We start from the raw sequence: 15,258 nt of genomic DNA on the forward strand, positions 1-15,258 counted from the left end.
ACTACCTTGACCTTTCTTATGTGCCATCTGAAATCTCCTTAGTTTATGCTATTAAGCAGCTATTTTCGTGATACGAACACGAGTGAAGTCTCTTCTGAAACCTCTTTTAACTTTACTGTCTTTACGACGACGTTTTTTGAAAATCACAACTTTTCTGTCACGACCTTCATTAATTACTTCAGCAGTAACCATAGCACCATCTACGAATGGAGCTCCCATTTTAAGCTCACCAGCGTTCACTGCTAAAACTTCTTTAATTTCGATGATATCTTTTGGCTCAAGAGACATTTTATCTAATAATAAAACATCACCCTCTTGAACTTTATATTGCTTACCACCATTTTTGATAATTGCGTACATATACAATTCCTTGAATCTTTATAAAAGTCCGGAATTATACCCAATCAAGCTTTAAGTTTTATTTAATCAAAATAATTTATTCAAGTTCCAATTGCATTAAGTACATATCTTCACCATCAATAATCTGTAAATCCGAACTTTTACAGCTTGGACATGTGTATTCCAGCTCTTTTAATGTTGACTCTTTTTGACATTCATTACACTTGACGACGACGCTCTGTATGTTTATAATGAACTCTGAGTCTTCACAAATGGTCTTCTCTTTAAAAGTATCAAATGCTGTTTTTAAAAGATCCGGTTCTACACCGCTCATGACGCCTATCTTTATAACTACTTTAATTACTTTAGTAGCATTGTTTGCTCTTGCATTTTCCTCACATGAGTCTAAAAGCGACTGTACTATACTATATTCATGCATTTTTTAATCTCTCCGGTGTTTTGATTGGGCATACTTTGTATACAAACTCATGTCTTAGAGTATGAAACTCGCTTGTCTCATCCCAAAACTCAGGATGCATAACTTTAAGCTCTTCTTCTTTACATTGGTTTATATATTCTCTCTTTACTTCTAAATAATCTTGTTTTTCATATATAAAGTCATCATACTTATCTTCATCATCTACCAGTGTCTGAGCATACTTTCTTAAATCATAAAAATAGTTTTCTTTTTCATATACCTCGTCAATCATATTTATCTCTTTAGCTTTTATTGCACTAATAGGTAAACAAGCTTCAAGAAGTTCTTTAGACTTATCCTCTCCTACTCTTTTTGGAAGACTGTAAGTATGGTATTCGCTTCCACTTAAGCCTAGAGTTTTATAGTGAGGGTTTAAGACTGTTGCGTCAGATGCTACTACGTAGTCACATGCAAGAGCCAAGAAGACACCACCTGCTCCCGCATTTTTATGTAGAGATGCAACCGTAATAACCTCATCTGAAAAGATGATAGATTTAACGACATCATTCATAGCGTTAATATTACTCCAGCCATCTTCACCCTGCTTCTTAGAATCTTCGAGTACATTTAGATGGATGCCGTTTGAGAAGAACTCCTCAGCGCCAATTAGTACAACAACTTTAGCACTCTCTTTTATATAATCAAATGCATACTTTAGTCTGATGCACTGCTCAGAAGTCATTGCTCCGTTATGGAAGTTAAAACATAGGTAAGCTACTTCACCCTCTATATATGAACCTATTTCATAAAATGTTTTATATGTCATATCAAAGATAAGAGGAAGACGCTGTTCTTTAACACCTTTTATCTTCTCTTTTAAAACATAAGTGCTTTGAAGCTTGAACTTTCCATCTTCTATGAGGTGGCTTATCCACACAGCACCATCAATAGTCCCCACGCAGATAGCTCCATCTCTTTTAGCTATTACTTCTTTTGGTTTACCTTTTAAGTGCTCTTCCTGCCATACACCAAAGAGATAACACTCGATGCCAAAGAACTCATCCTTCACACCAGGATAACTGTCACTAAATCTTACTTTTTTCATTATCTTTTTAGTTGTATCTTTTTGCCAGTCTATAGCTCTATCTTCTTGTGTTAAGTATTTGTGCATCGGTGTTTGAAGTTGAGGGATTGGTTTGAAGTTTTCATCTTCCAAGTTTATAAAAAGTTCTTTCATAGCTTTGAGAGTTGCATCTGATACTTCTGCTCTATATATAGAAGCCTTTGAAGCATCTCTCATTTTAAATCGTACTTCGCTGTATATCTCACCGCCGTCAAACTCTTCGTTTGCTTTTAGGATTACTACACCCCACTCTTTTTTTTCATCTCTGATGGCATGATCAAGTGCGTTGTGACCTCTATCACCACGGATGCCAGGATGCAAGATAAAAGTCGGTATATTTAAAAATATCTCTTTAGGGATAAACTTCTTGAGGTATGGAGAAAAAATGATATCAGGTTTGAAACTATCAACTGCATCTAGCATTTCTTTATCATTTATAGCAAACTCTATAGATACAGTGTGTCCCATATCTTGGAGTTCACAAAAGACTCTCTGAGTAAGAGAGTTAAATGCCGAGACGATTAGAAGAATTTTCATATTTAGCAGATGCGAGGGAGAAGTTCACCGCTAGGAGTATCTAAAAATCTTTTTGTACCCCAGCTGCTGTTTAGTATTACTTTTTGAAGATGAGCGTCTGTAACTTTACCTATAATAGTAGCCTGCGAACAGTTCTCAAATGTTTTTAGTATCTCCACAGCTCTGTCTGCGTCTTCTTTATTTATAGCTAGAACAAAAGTTCCTTCATTTGCCAAAGCAGCCGCTTCAAAGCCTAGCATCTCACAGATGCCATTAACTTCATCACTAACAGGCATTTTCTCTTCTTCTACTTCTATACAGATATCTGACTGTTTTGACCACTCATTTAGCACGGCACTAACTCCGCCTCTTGTTGCATCTCTGAGAGCTGTTATCTTTATATCTGCATCCAGTAGAGCTTTTACCTGAGGAAAGAGTGAAGCACAATCACTCTCTAACGAACTACTCATATCTATATCTTCACGAGCAGCAAAAATAGTAGCACCATGACAACCAATATCACGATTTACAAGTATTAGGTCATCCTCAGTGATATTATTAGAGCTGATTCCTTTTTTAAGAACTTCTCCAATACCGGTAGTATTGATAAAAATCTTATCAACACTACCTTTTGGTACAACTTTAGTGTCACCACTTACAACTACAGCACCGTTTACTTCAAGCTCACGCTTCATACTCCGTACTATTTTCTCTAAGTCTCTAACAGGAAAACCCTCTTCTATAATAACACTACAAGTCAAGTACTTGGGTTGTGCACCCATCATAGCCAAGTCGTTACAAGTTCCACAAACTGCAAGCTTACCTATGTCTGCTCCTGGAAAAAACAGAGGCGAAACTGTAAAACTATCAGTAGAGAACGCTAGTTCACCACCATGAATAATAGCCGCATCTTCGCTCTTCTCTAAAATCTCATTTGCAAATGCTTTATAAAATACTTTTGAAATCAGTTCGTTGTTCTCTTGCCCGCCGTTACCTTGAGCTAATGTAATTGTTTTTGTCATTATAATCTTCCTATTATCCCATCGGATACATAATATCTAGTTGTATTTCTTTAATCTCTTGCATTACTTCATCACTAAGCTCTAGGTCCATAGCTGCAAATGAGTCAGTTAGTTGTTCAGTTGTTCTGGCACCTATGATAGTAGATGCTACAAACTTAAACTGCTTTGAGTACGCTACCGCTAAAGTAACCGGAGATATTTCAAGTCTATTAGCAATCTCTACATACTTAGCAGTCGCAGCCAATGTCTTGTTATTTACAAATCTTGTACCTTGTGCTTTGATGCGAGGATTTTCACTTTTTAAGTACTCAGAAAATCTGGCATTATCAGGATAGAACTTTGCATTGTACTTACCGCTTAGAACTCCACCACCGATAGGTGAATAAGGAAGAAGTGAAATCTGCTCTTTCTCACATACATGTGCCAACTCATCCAAGAATCTTGGATTGTTCAGAGAGAAATTGTTCTGGATAGATTCAAATCTTGGGATGCCAAGTCTTTTAGAAGTCTCATTTGCTTTTGTCAGTCCGTAAGCAGTATCGTTTGAAGTTCCAAGATATCTAACTTTTCCCTCTTTTACAAGCTCCTCAAACGCTCTAAGTGACTCTTCTATAGGCACAACAGAATCCGGCCAGTGCATCTGATATAGGTCTATGTAGTCAGTTTGAAGTCTTTTTAGACTTCCCTCTATTGCACTTTTGATATGAAACTTATCCACAGCAGTAAAACCGTGACGAACAGGAGGAACAAACCAACCATTTGCAGCACCTGCTACTTTTGAAGCTAGAATAATGCTGTCTCTTTTTTTGTTCTTTAACCACTTGCCGATAATAATCTCTGTCTCACCAGCATATATTTCTTTTGGAGGAACAGGGTAAAGTTCAGCAGTATCGAAAAAGTTTATACCTCTCTCGTAAGCTTTATTTAAAATCTTAAAAGATTCATGCTCATTACTCCAGCTTCCAAAGCCCATAGTCCCTAAACAAATAGGGGTTACTCTAAGTCCTGTTTTACCTATGTATCTGTATTTCACTTCTGCTCCTTTTTTGGATAGTCAAACGAAATAAACTTTGCATTTTTTCTACTGATGTCTTTCCAACTATTACAGTCAAACTCAATCTCGACAACTCCACATGTAACAATGTTCTCGTCAAAATCAATATAGTCTTCGACAAACATGTTTAAATCCGGGTTATGTCCTAACAAAAACATAGTCTTATATTTATCGTTAGTTTTTTTAACTATATGATGAATAATTATTTCAGCTGATGCATATATATCTTCATTAAAGACAATCTTTGTATTGTAGCCCACTTTTCTAGCGATAATCTCTGCTGTCGTCTTTGCTCTTAGTGCGGGGCTTGATATGAAAATATCAGGCACGATATTTCTTCTTCTGAGCCTTTTGCCCATCAAAGGAGCATTTGCTTTTCCTCTTTTGTTAAGAGGTCTGTCAAAATCACTTAGTTTAGAATCTTTCCAGCTCGATTTTGCATGTCTGATGATAAATAATTTTTTCATTTATCACCTACCATTTCTAAGTAGAGTTCTTCAACTTTTGTTCTAGCCCAAGGAGTCTTTCTTAGAAACTTAAGACTTGAGTTGATAGTCGGATCAAATAAGAAACATCTGATATCTATGAGTTTTCCCAGTTTTTTCCAACCATAGTGTTTAACCAGAGCCTCCAAGATATCTTTTAACTTGATACCGTGTAGTGGATTGTTCTTATTTTTTTCACGCTCGCTCATAAACTTCCTTTAGAAACTAATTTAATTTTTGATAATTATATCAGATTCCCATACTTATAGTACGCGGCACAAGCGCCTTCGCTACTTACCATACAACTTCCTATCGGACTTGTCGGTTTACATGCAGTTCCAAATATTGTACATTCAGGAGGACTTGCCATTCCTCTTAGGATATCTCCGCAGATGCATAGCTTGTGGTCTTCTATCTCTTCTAGTGGCAGAACGTCTTTGTACTTGACTTCAGCGTCATAGTCACTAAATTCAGCTTTTAGTTTTAGTCCACTCTGGGGAATATTTCCTAAACCTCTCCACTTAAAAAGGTCGCTTTTTTCAAAGAACTTTTCAACCAGCTCTTGAGCTGTTTTGTTTCCATCATAAGTCACAAGTCTTTTGTACTCTATTTCAAGCTCGCATCTATCTTCGATGAACTGTTTAACTATCATGCTTATTCCCTGCATAACATCAACAGGTTCAAATCCAGTCACAACTACTGGACGCTTATAGTCTCTAGGAAACTCTTCATAAATTTTACTTCCACTTATTACACTTACATGTGATGGCCCGAGAAAAGCATCAATCTGGTTGTTATAACTGTCTACATGTACATCTCTAGAGTCGATAAGTTCTTTCATGACCTCAGGAACTGTCACATGGTTTATGTGAAAGAAAATGTTTTTTATATCTTGCTTTACAACTGCACTCAGTAAAGCTGCCGTCATAGGAGTTGTAGTCTCAAAACCTATGGCAAAAAAGATTACATTTGCATCTGGATTTTCTTTTGCAATCTTTATGCACTCCATAGGAGAATATACAAAACGAACATCTGCACCCTTACTTCTCGCATCTTGGAGACTTCCCTTGCTTCCTGGTACTTTTATCATATCGCCAAGAGTAACTAGAATGACATTTTCTTGCATACTAAGTACATACGCGTGGTCTATTCTCTCTTTTGGCATGATACATACAGGGCAACCCGGACCATGAACAAACTTAATGTTATCAGGCAGAAGTTGAGGAATACCAAACTTCATGATAGTATGAGTATGACCGCCACAGACTTCCATGATATTGATAGGTTTTTTTAGTTTTTTTGCATCTTCACCAATCATCTTAGCATAGGCTTTTATCGTATCGCCGTCTCTAAAATCATCATAAAGATTTTTAAGTTCTAACTCCATTATGCACCTCTATTTGGACACTCATCGTCCTCTAATATCGCCCTTTGCCTATCCTCTTCATTCATTAGTTCTATGATCTCTTTATATGTCTCAATACTTAAAAGAGCATCTTCTTCATCAATTTTGTTCATAATAAAGCCGATGTGAAGAAGTACATAATCACCAAGAGATATCTCTCCCTCAGCCATTAGATCTAAACTTGCATTTCTTTGAACACCCATAGTGTCAACTGTTGCCATGTTTAGTTCTTTATCTATTTTTACTACTTTAGACGGTATTGATAAACACATTATCTCATCTCCATTTTAAACTTGATCCACTGTGCAACTTTTTTCAAGCTCTCTTCATCTTTAGTACTAACTTCAAGTATGTCTACGTTTGGTTTTATCTTTCTAGCATCTGCTTTTTCTCTTTCTATGTCATATTCAAAATATGGAAGAAGATCTACTTTTGTGAAAAGAATCAAATCAGCCTGACGAAACATCACTGGATATTTAGCTATCTTGTCTTCACCCTCTGGTATAGAGACAAGCACAATGTTAAGATGACTTCCAACATCGTAAGATGCAGGACAAACAAGATTTCCAACATTTTCTACAAAACACACATCAAGGTTTTCCAAGTCCATGTGATGAAGAGCTTTATGAACCATAAATGCGTCCAAGTGACAAGCTGAACCAGTTTGAATCTGATGAGCAGGTATACCTTTGGCTTTTAGTCTGTCGGCATCTCTGCTAGTCTCCAAGTCACCCTCAACCACACCAAACTCAAAGTCAACCACATCTGCCAGATATTCGAGAAGTGTTGTTTTCCCACTTCCCGGACTACTCATAAGATTTATACTCAGTACATTATGAGAGTTAAAGTGCTCTCTGTTGTGATGAGCTTCTTGATCGTTTTTATCTAAAATCTTTGTGATGATAGAGATTGTTTTTGGATCATTGAGCTGTGGGTTATCATGTAGATGCTGATGCGCGCCTTGATGCTCGTGAGAACTTCCGTGAGAGTGTTCATGAGTATGATTTTCATCTCCGTGAGAATGACTATGCCCGTGAGAATGTCCCACGCTATCTGTTATACTACAACCGCAATCTTTACACATTATCTAATTCCTTATTTTATTTCTATGCCAGTAGCATATTAGAGCCTACAACTACTGATATTACACCAGCCGTCGCAAATACTCTTTTTAAATTTTGTTTTGAGTTTAGTAGATTTTTATTGATATACAATATCACACTACCAAAACCTACGAAGATAACCATAACACCAAGAGAAAATGCCAATACCATTGTCATATCAACACTGTTTGCCTCAACCATACCAAGAGTAACAAGCATTCCTCTTACTCCACCTATACCCATCAACGCTCCGATTGTAAATGCGGAAGCTGTATCACGGTTATTGTGTTCGTGTTCTTTTCCAAACCAGATATGAATATGTTCTTTACCATCGTGAATATGTTTTTTAAGTTGAATACGATCGTTAAAAACCATATATAGAAGATAAATGCCCATCGCCAATATCACAGATGCAGAGATAATATCTCCATACCCAAGTATCGACTCACTGATATTGTAAGTATCTAAAATCTTTGCAAATATAAAAAGGGTTAAGCCATGCCCAATAGCAAAAAGAGTTGTAATAGTCATCGTCTTCTTTTTGCTCTTACCAATAGAAAAATCTGCTATTGCCGTTAGGTGATCCGGTCCAAATGCATGTAAGATTCCGTACCAGAATATAAGAAGTAATCCTAAATTTTCCATGTGCAAAATTCCTTTTTATGAATACGTATTCATTATATTACATTTTTTAATTTTAATCTAATGTTAATTACATCGATTCTTATATACTTTTGGGACTAAACTATGCTAAAATCAATATATGAACTGTATTTATTGTAATAATAAAAAATTATACGAGCTTAAATCTGGACAACTCAAGTGTTCAGAGTGCAAAAAAAAGTTTTCTGCGAAAAAAGTTCAAAGATATTTCGAGCTCATTGAGTGTTTCAGTCAAAATCTTACAGCAAATCAAACTGCCAACGAACTAGGTCTTAATTACCTTACGGTTAAAACAAAGTTTGAGCTCTTTAGAGGAGTTATAATAAACTACCTTGAAGAAGAATATCAAGATAAGGATGTCTTAGAATATGATGAGTATATTTACCTCAGTCAGAGTAAAAAAAAGATAAAAGAGAACATCTTTGATGCTCAAAACTTTCTGACCTTTCACTATAAAGACAAGATTTACAACATGCTAATGCCAAACCTAAAAAGATATAAAAATGAGTTTTTAGACTCCGGTGCTGGGGAGGCACACTTCAAAGAGTTCTCAAAGTTTATGATGCTCAACAAGATATCAAAAACTCAAAAGAGAGAAAATCTCATAACAAAGTTTTGGATTTTTTTTGAAGAAGAGATTTTAAAATATAAAGGAGTTCGTGACGAGAACTTTTTTTACTACCTAAAAGAGGTAGAGTTCAAGTTCAACTATTCACACGAAGAACAGGTTCAAATATTAAAATCTGCTCTATATAAATACTTTTGAAGTATTTGACAAAGTCTAACTTTCAACTTCATGCATTTTTATGCTAAAGTAAAACTTACTTCCAACTCCAAGCTCACTCTCTACACCAATAGTTCCACCCATTAGCTCAACTAAATTCTTAGAAATAGAGAGACCAAGACCTGTACCTCCGTAATTTCTACTTACGCTACTGTCTGCTTGCTCAAATGAGTTGAATATGGAATCAATATTATTAGCTTCTATCCCGATTCCGTTATCTATAACTTCACAATAAAGCCTATTTTCATCACACATACAATTTACATTTACAACGATAGTACTACTATTATTTGCAAACTTGATTGCATTGCTCAATATATTTGAAAACACTTGTTTTATTCTTGTTGCATCTCCGAGTGTATCTTTTGGAAGATTTTCATCTATATCTAGAGTTATGTTTATATCTTTTTCTTTTGCTTTGTCAAAAAATAATTCTGAGACATGCCAAAATATTTCTCTGACATTTATAGGTTCTTTTTCAATAAGCATCTTTTTACTCTCCATCTTAGAAAAGTCAAGTATGTCATTTATGATAGTAAGCAAAGAGTGACTAGACTCTTTTACAATTTGTAGTTTTAAGCGTTTTTTATCATCTGTTTCGTTTTTATGAAGGATATCTACAAAGCCAACTATTCCATTTAATGGAGTACGTATCTCATGTGACATGTTTGCCAAGAAGTTAGACTTCACACTAAGGGCATTCTCCAACTCTTTTGTTCTCTCTTTGATCTTCTCTTCAAGACCTTCATTAAGTTGTTTTAGTTTAATAGTTTTGGCTTCTATTATTTCTCCAAGGTTTTTATTTTCTCTTTTTAAGATGTGCTGCTCATAAAGTGTAAGTAGATAATTAATAAGTATAATACCTAGTACTATCAAGAATACCTCTAAAGAAAATAACCTTTTTAACATCTCTGAAAACTTATGAGGTTCATATAGTAAACCGCTCAATGCTTCATCTGACTTGTTTGTCATTCCAAGAAGTCTGTATATGTAGGCTATCTCTTGTATTCTAGCTTCACTGATATTACCAAACTCTACACCATCTTTATATGCAAGTTTTTTCAGTATGCCTGCCTCATAAAAAAGTGCTTTTTTACTTTTGTTTTGGGAGTTGTACTTCTTCAAGATGATATCTACTGTCTCATCTATATTTTCAAAAGCATATTCCCAACCTTTGAGGGTTGCTTCATGGAACTTCTCTATATTTTCTTCATTAGCATCCAGATAGTTTTGCGAAGTAAAAACTAAGTCAGCATAAAAATCAAAGCCATAATCTTTTGGATCAAATACTCTATACCCTACACCTGATTCTATAAGATGAAAAGGCTCATTTGACAAGTATATTGTCATCAAATCAACTTGTCCATCTACTAAATCTTCTATGTTAAAACTATGAGGAACTTCTATGTAGTCTGAAGGTTTTATGTCTTTCATCTTCATCATTGATGAGATAGATGCTAAATGTCCCAAGTCGTCAGAGAGCATGATTTTCTTGTCTTTAAAATCTTCAACGTTAATGAGATCTGGACGTTGCTTAGAGACAAGTACATATGGGGAGCTTTGATAGATGGCACTTAGTAGGACTACATCTTTACCGTTTAATCTATCCAAAACTAAAGAAGAACGACCTATACCTATGTCGGTAGTACCAGAGAGAACATCATCTACTATGTCCACACCAAAGTCAAACTCTTTTATCTCGACTTCAACTCCGGCTTCTTCGTAGAAGCCTTTCTCTTTTGCCATATAAAAACCGGCAAACTCAAACTGATGCTTCCAAAGAAGTTGAAGAGATATTTTCTCATTTGCAAAGGCAGATACAGTTGTTATACACAAGATTGCTATAACTCTTAGTAATAACTTCACATCACATCCTCTTAAAGATATTTGCTAATTATTGATTATACCTTATAAAGTTAATATTACAATAAGTAATATGCCTGACCCAAAGCAATACCGCCATCGTTTATTGCAGTCTCTCTTTGGTGGTAATATTTTATGTTTTCTTTCTCTAAGCCTGATGATACAAGTTCAAGCAGTGTTTTATTTTGAAAGACTCCGCCGCTGAGGATTACATCCATCTTTTCTATTTTTGATACATCTATAACTATCTGGGCAAGTGTGTTTATAAATCTTGTTATTAACTCTTTGTCAAAAAAGTCGAACTCTATATCTATGATGCCATCAACTATTTTGTACTCGTAAGCATCTCTTACATCAGGGTTATAGTTTTGCTCGCAGATTAAACCTGCTTCTCCCTCATAACTTTGGAACTGTAACAAGTTTGAAAAACTAGCCATCGCATCGAAGAGTCTTCCTACTGAGGAGCTTAGAGGTGCATTTAAATTTTTGGTGTGACTTTGGTGCAGTATCTTAATTTCACTCTCTTTAAAAGAACGTATCAAATCCAAATCAAGACTTAGAACTTCATCAAGTGAGTAGTTATCAAAAAGCATACTAAGGGCTACTCTTCTTGGCTCTTTTATTGCCTTTTCACCACCTAAAAGTTTCAGCGGTTTAAAACTGTACTTTCTCTCATCACCGACAAATATCTCTCCACCCCAAAGTTTTCCGTCGCTTCCATATCCCGTTCCATCAAAACTAAACCCGAGGTAGTTATCTTTAAGACCAAACTCAGCCTTACAAGCATAGATATGCGCTAAGTGATGCTGAACTTCTACAAGCTCTTTACCCTGTGCTTTTGCCCACTTTGTAGTCTCATAGTTTGGATGCATATCGTGAACTATGACATCAGGTTCAAAGTCATAAAATCTTTTAAAAGTCTCTATAGTACGTTCAAAAAACTCAAAGGCTTTTAGTGAACCTAAGTCTCCTATGTGGGGAGAGATTATAATGCTGTCTTCTATAACAAAAGCTATTGCATTTTTAGCATTTGCACCGACTGCCAGTATCTTTTTCTCACTCTTATATGGAAGTTTGATTACCTTTGGTGCATATCCTCTAGAGAGTCTTAGCATCTGAATGTTTCCTGCGACCACTTGAACTAAAGAGTCATCCACACCGTTTACTATATCTCTATCAAAATCAAGTATAAAGTCTACAAAGGGGAGTTTCTCTTTTATATCTTGGGCTTTGATAATTATAGGCTCACCGCCAAGATTTGCACTAGTCGCTACTATTGGGTTCTGTAGTTGTTTGAAAAGAAGATGATGAAGTGCAGTGTATGGTAAAAAGCACCCTATTCTGTCTATATTTGGAGCGACTGATTCAGATATCTTTATCTTTGCATCTAAAGCTTTTTTCAAAATAACTATCGGTGCTTCTTTTGATTTTAGAAGTTCTTGTTCTTTTTCAGATGCAGATGCCAGAAGTTTGACCTGCTGTAAATCCTTACACATAATTGCAAGTGGTTTAGTAGGTCTGTTTTTATGTACTCTTAGTTTATCTATTGTCTCATCGTTTGTTGCATCGCAGATAATATGAAAACCGCCAAGACCTTTAATGGCAACTATTTTTCCATTTTTTATAAGCTCTGCTGTTTTTTCTATGGAGCCTGAGAGTGTCGGTCCGCAGTCATTACATGAGATAGGTTGTGCATGGTAGCGTCTGTTTAGTGGATCACGGTACTCATCTTCACATGAGTCACACATTTTAAATTTACGCATAGAGGTATTGTCTCTGTCATAAGGAACAGTTTGAATAATACTGTATCTTGGGCCACAGTTTGTGCAGGTTGTGGCAAAATAATCGTAATATTTTAGCTTGTAAGGGGAATCAATATCCAAAATACATTCTTTGCAGATCGCCGTGTCAGGTATTACCAATGCTACTTTTGAGCCATTGTTGACATTAGACGAAGAATGGATTATTTCAAACTGTTCCCTATAAAGAGCTTCAATCTCTATTTGTTCAATTGTATCTATATGAGCAAGTGGAGGTAATCTATGAGAGTTTAAAATATTCATAAACTCTTCTATCTGAAGGATCTCACCTTCAAGTTCTAGATCAACACCATTCTCACTATTTTTTACAAATCCATTAAGATTTAATTCATGTGCAATCTTGTAAACAAATGGACGAAATCCAACTCCTTGGACTTGTCCAAATATTTTAAATCTGAATCTTTTAACTGTGAAGTAGCTCGTTTCCGCCATATCTAATATTTATCCCATCTACCGGTAATTCTTTGTTGAAATATAGTTCATGATTTACTGAGACTTCTTTATCTAACTTACTAAACAGATGTTTATTCCCAAGCAGTGAACCAGTAGCAACAACTACGTCGTTATTCATGTTTTGTTTTATTTCATCAAGTTGTCCTGACAAGAACTCTACAAAACTCTCAACCACTCCATACGACAGACATAGACTATCAACTCCGGCAAGTTTAAAAGTCATAGCTGTTCTGATTACCATCAATGGATCTAGGTAAACTTTAGAGTTAATATTTTGCAATTTATAATCTATTCTAGGACCTTTAGTTCCTACAAAAGATTTTGCATTATTCTCTAACTTATTGGCTGAACTATAAATATCATTTGAGTTACTATACCCTAAAACTATGGAAATTATTCCCCATAGTTTATAAATATTTAGCTCTTTTTCATCAAATGTAATCAAAGAAACTTTTTCATAAAGCTCTGGATATTCATTTCTATAATTAGTTAGAAGTTTCTTCCCTGTCTCATTTGTATCAAGTATAGCTTTAAATATCTCCGCAACAGAACTATATTCAGACTTAAATGACAAGTACTCTATAAGTCCAAATTTTTTACCATAAACAAGTATGTTGTTATGATAGTCTTTACTTATGTTTAGACCAACTACAGTCTTCTCCGAGAAGTCATGCTCTTTAATAACAGAGTTAAAAGTTCCTATATATGGAATTACTGCTTCATTTGTAAGTTCAAACTTTGGAAGACCTTTGTCACCCTTAAGAATAACGATGTTTCTCTCACTTACAACACACTCTATCGGCTCCATTGTCTCTTTGAAGTCAGCTATAAGAAGTTCGCTGTCATGAACCATCTTATCTTTAGTAATATATACACAGTTTATACCTAGCTTATGCAGCTCTATCATAGTTAAGTGAAGTATAAAGTCATCCGCAAGTTTAAACCTTAGCAACTCTTCTTCTACACCTTCAAAGTCCATTTTGAACTTTAGGTTAGTTTTCAGACTTATAAGAGGTTTTTCTATCGCACCTAAAGCAATAGTTTCATTTTTTGTAACATTTGTGTACTTTGAAATTGTTGCTAGATCATAACTCAGTACATCAAAAGATATATCGTTACACTTTGCATCTAGCTTACCTAGATAATACTCTCCATAAAAAGTATTTACCATGACAACATCACCACTGTTAATAGTGTTTGCTATTTGCTCAAACAGGCTCTTATAGTTACCGCCTTTCCCATCTGCTTCGTATCCACAGACATCACACTCGCAAAACGGGTTATAGTAATTTTCACTAGACTCATCTAAAACTTTCGACAGACAACTTGGACAAAAAGATATTGCCGGTTTGTCTATCTGAGGCAAGATGAAGTCATTATCTGGCATAGCCTCTACAACATTAACTTCTGTATTACGCAAAAAGATTGAGTGAGGCAGTTCTACAGACAAGTCATTTGCAAACTGTTCTAACTCATCACTATCTTCAGACTCCACATATAACCTAATCTCAGTATCAGTTTTTACAAGTCTGCCTTCAAGGTCTGAAGCCTCAAGTACATTTGATAACACCTTGTCATATACTAATGATGAAGATGAATATTCAAATAGAAATTCTAATACCATTGCGTACCCCTCAAATATGATGTTCTTGCAACTTCTTGCAAGATTGCACCAGAGTTTTTCAAGCTTGTCTCTACATTCAAATCTTTTAAATAATTGATAATAGAGTGCTCCATAGTTTTACTAGCTTCTAAAACCTCGTTTGTAATTGTAAAAGTTGTATCTTCACCGATTACATAAGGTATAACACCAACGATTTTTACAGGAGGCAGATCACCTAGCATCTCTATCATCTGTAGAGTCTGTAACATCTCGACTTCGTGAGCGCTTCCCTGCCAAGTGATAAAATCAGGCACAGCATCAAAATCAAAACTGTATACATCTCCGATGTCACCATCAAGAACATTAACACAGTCTATTAACAAGACTCTGTCATAGTCTGTAATGATAGGTATCAATATTTGGGCAAGAGTTCCACCGTCAACTACATCTACTGTATGTTCATCAGATATGAAGTTATACTTCTCATCCAAATAATTAGCTAAATGAACACCGATGCCTTCATCGCCAAAAAGTACATTACCTATGCCTAGTATTAATATTTTCATGTTACACCTCTATATATAAATCTTAAATAAGACTTTGTAAA

General features: G+C 35.4%; 16 protein-coding genes. 1 reads left to right on the plus strand and 15 read right to left on the minus strand.

What is annotated here, in order from left to right; all coding sequences use genetic code 11:
• Window positions 1-51: 51 nt before the first annotated feature.
• The 11 genes from rplU to ABZC13_RS10970 form a co-directional block, all read right to left on the minus strand.
• The gene (rplU, locus tag ABZC13_RS10920; RefSeq protein ID WP_373003495.1) at window positions 52-360 is read right to left on the minus strand and encodes a 50S ribosomal protein L21; all 309 of its coding nucleotides are present in this window, start codon (window positions 358-360) and stop codon (window positions 52-54) included.
• 76 nt (window positions 361-436) lie between these two features.
• The gene (hypA, locus tag ABZC13_RS10925; RefSeq protein WP_373003498.1) at window positions 437-778 is read right to left on the minus strand and encodes a hydrogenase/urease nickel incorporation protein HypA; all 342 of its coding nucleotides are present in this window, start codon (window positions 776-778) and stop codon (window positions 437-439) included.
• Entirely contained in the window at window positions 771-2,417 is a 1,647-nt protein-coding gene (locus ABZC13_RS10930; RefSeq protein WP_373003501.1) for a hydrogenase maturation protein, read from the minus strand. Before ABZC13_RS10930 ends, hypA begins: the two co-directional genes overlap by 8 nt.
• Window positions 2,418-2,419: 2 nt before the next feature.
• Window positions 2,420-3,418 carry a hydrogenase expression/formation protein HypE gene (hypE, locus tag ABZC13_RS10935; RefSeq protein ID WP_373003503.1) on the minus strand — a complete coding sequence of 333 codons (999 nt, stop codon included), beginning with the start codon at window positions 3,416-3,418 and terminating at the stop codon, window positions 2,420-2,422.
• Between the two features lie 13 nt (window positions 3,419-3,431).
• Complete coding sequence (locus ABZC13_RS10940; RefSeq protein WP_373003506.1) at window positions 3,432-4,451, minus strand: aldo/keto reductase; 1,020 nt, start codon at window positions 4,449-4,451, stop codon at window positions 3,432-3,434.
• Entirely contained in the window at window positions 4,448-4,939 is a 492-nt protein-coding gene (locus ABZC13_RS10945) for a histidine phosphatase family protein (RefSeq protein ID WP_373003509.1), read from the minus strand. The genes ABZC13_RS10940 and ABZC13_RS10945 overlap by 4 nt, the downstream gene beginning before the upstream one ends.
• Window positions 4,936-5,166: a VF530 family DNA-binding protein gene (locus tag ABZC13_RS10950; protein ID WP_373003512.1), complete on the minus strand. Its 231-nt coding sequence runs from the start codon at window positions 5,164-5,166 to the stop codon at window positions 4,936-4,938. The genes ABZC13_RS10945 and ABZC13_RS10950 overlap by 4 nt, the downstream gene beginning before the upstream one ends.
• A gap of 35 nt (window positions 5,167-5,201) precedes the next feature.
• Entirely contained in the window at window positions 5,202-6,344 is a 1,143-nt protein-coding gene (gene hypD, locus ABZC13_RS10955) for a hydrogenase formation protein HypD (RefSeq protein WP_373003515.1), read from the minus strand.
• A complete protein-coding gene (locus tag ABZC13_RS10960) occupies window positions 6,344-6,634 on the minus strand; it encodes a HypC/HybG/HupF family hydrogenase formation chaperone (protein WP_373003518.1) in 291 nt (96 codons plus the stop codon). The genes hypD and ABZC13_RS10960 overlap by 1 nt, the downstream gene beginning before the upstream one ends.
• On the minus strand, window positions 6,634-7,446 hold the full coding sequence (gene hypB, locus ABZC13_RS10965; RefSeq protein ID WP_373003520.1) for a hydrogenase nickel incorporation protein HypB: 813 nt from the start codon (window positions 7,444-7,446) through the stop codon (window positions 6,634-6,636). Before hypB ends, ABZC13_RS10960 begins: the two co-directional genes overlap by 1 nt.
• A gap of 22 nt (window positions 7,447-7,468) precedes the next feature.
• Window positions 7,469-8,110, minus strand: coding sequence for a hypothetical protein (locus ABZC13_RS10970; RefSeq protein ID WP_373003523.1), 642 nt, complete (start codon window positions 8,108-8,110; stop codon window positions 7,469-7,471).
• Window positions 8,111-8,228: 118 nt separating this feature from the next.
• Here ABZC13_RS10970 and ABZC13_RS10975 point away from each other — a divergent pair, with 118 nt between their 5' ends.
• Entirely contained in the window at window positions 8,229-8,894 is a 666-nt protein-coding gene (locus tag ABZC13_RS10975; RefSeq protein ID WP_373003526.1) for a transposase, read from the plus strand.
• 15 nt (window positions 8,895-8,909) lie between these two features.
• Here the strand turns inward: ABZC13_RS10975 and ABZC13_RS10980 are convergent, their stop codons facing one another.
• From ABZC13_RS10980 to ABZC13_RS10995, 4 genes are read right to left on the minus strand one after another with little or no spacing between them, the layout of a single operon-like run.
• Window positions 8,910-10,778: an ABC transporter substrate-binding protein gene (locus ABZC13_RS10980; RefSeq protein WP_373003529.1), complete on the minus strand. Its 1,869-nt coding sequence runs from the start codon at window positions 10,776-10,778 to the stop codon at window positions 8,910-8,912.
• A gap of 56 nt (window positions 10,779-10,834) precedes the next feature.
• Entirely contained in the window at window positions 10,835-13,027 is a 2,193-nt protein-coding gene (hypF, locus tag ABZC13_RS10985) for a carbamoyltransferase HypF (protein ID WP_373003532.1), read from the minus strand.
• Window positions 12,999-14,672, minus strand: coding sequence for a hydrogenase (locus ABZC13_RS10990; RefSeq protein WP_373003535.1), 1,674 nt, complete (start codon window positions 14,670-14,672; stop codon window positions 12,999-13,001). The genes hypF and ABZC13_RS10990 overlap by 29 nt, the downstream gene beginning before the upstream one ends.
• Window positions 14,663-15,217, minus strand: a complete 555-nt coding sequence (locus ABZC13_RS10995) for a HyaD/HybD family hydrogenase maturation endopeptidase (protein ID WP_373003538.1) — start codon at window positions 15,215-15,217, stop codon at window positions 14,663-14,665. The genes ABZC13_RS10990 and ABZC13_RS10995 overlap by 10 nt, the downstream gene beginning before the upstream one ends.
• Between the last annotated feature and the right edge of the window lie 41 nt (window positions 15,218-15,258).

It is taken from the genome of Sulfurimonas sp. (genome assembly GCF_041563035.1).
Lineage (GTDB): Bacteria > Campylobacterota > Campylobacteria > Campylobacterales > Sulfurimonadaceae > Sulfurimonas.

What these genes read in the sequence shown, in the direction of transcription:
- rplU (WP_373003495.1), bottom strand. Translation starts at nt 360, where the DNA reads ATGTACGCAATTATCAAAAATGGTGGTAAGCAATATAAAGTTCAAGAG.
- hypA (WP_373003498.1), bottom strand. Translation starts at nt 778, where the DNA reads ATGCATGAATATAGTATAGTACAGTCGCTTTTAGACTCATGTGAGGAA.
- ABZC13_RS10930 (WP_373003501.1), bottom strand. Translation starts at nt 2,417, where the DNA reads ATGAAAATTCTTCTAATCGTCTCGGCATTTAACTCTCTTACTCAGAGA.
- hypE (WP_373003503.1), bottom strand. Translation starts at nt 3,418, where the DNA reads ATGACAAAAACAATTACATTAGCTCAAGGTAACGGCGGGCAAGAGAAC.
- ABZC13_RS10945 (WP_373003509.1), bottom strand. Translation starts at nt 4,939, where the DNA reads ATGAAAAAATTATTTATCATCAGACATGCAAAATCGAGCTGGAAAGAT.
- ABZC13_RS10950 (WP_373003512.1), bottom strand. Translation starts at nt 5,166, where the DNA reads ATGAGCGAGCGTGAAAAAAATAAGAACAATCCACTACACGGTATCAAG.
- hypD (WP_373003515.1), bottom strand. Translation starts at nt 6,344, where the DNA reads ATGGAGTTAGAACTTAAAAATCTTTATGATGATTTTAGAGACGGCGAT.
- ABZC13_RS10960 (WP_373003518.1), bottom strand. Translation starts at nt 6,634, where the DNA reads ATGTGTTTATCAATACCGTCTAAAGTAGTAAAAATAGATAAAGAACTA.
- hypB (WP_373003520.1), bottom strand. Translation starts at nt 7,446, where the DNA reads ATGTGTAAAGATTGCGGTTGTAGTATAACAGATAGCGTGGGACATTCT.
- ABZC13_RS10970 (WP_373003523.1), bottom strand. Translation starts at nt 8,110, where the DNA reads ATGGAAAATTTAGGATTACTTCTTATATTCTGGTACGGAATCTTACAT.
- ABZC13_RS10975 (WP_373003526.1), top strand. Translation starts at nt 8,229, where the DNA reads ATGAACTGTATTTATTGTAATAATAAAAAATTATACGAGCTTAAATCT.
- hypF (WP_373003532.1), bottom strand. Translation starts at nt 13,027, where the DNA reads ATGGCGGAAACGAGCTACTTCACAGTTAAAAGATTCAGATTTAAAATA.
- ABZC13_RS10990 (WP_373003535.1), bottom strand. Translation starts at nt 14,672, where the DNA reads ATGGTATTAGAATTTCTATTTGAATATTCATCTTCATCATTAGTATAT.
- ABZC13_RS10995 (WP_373003538.1), bottom strand. Translation starts at nt 15,217, where the DNA reads ATGAAAATATTAATACTAGGCATAGGTAATGTACTTTTTGGCGATGAA.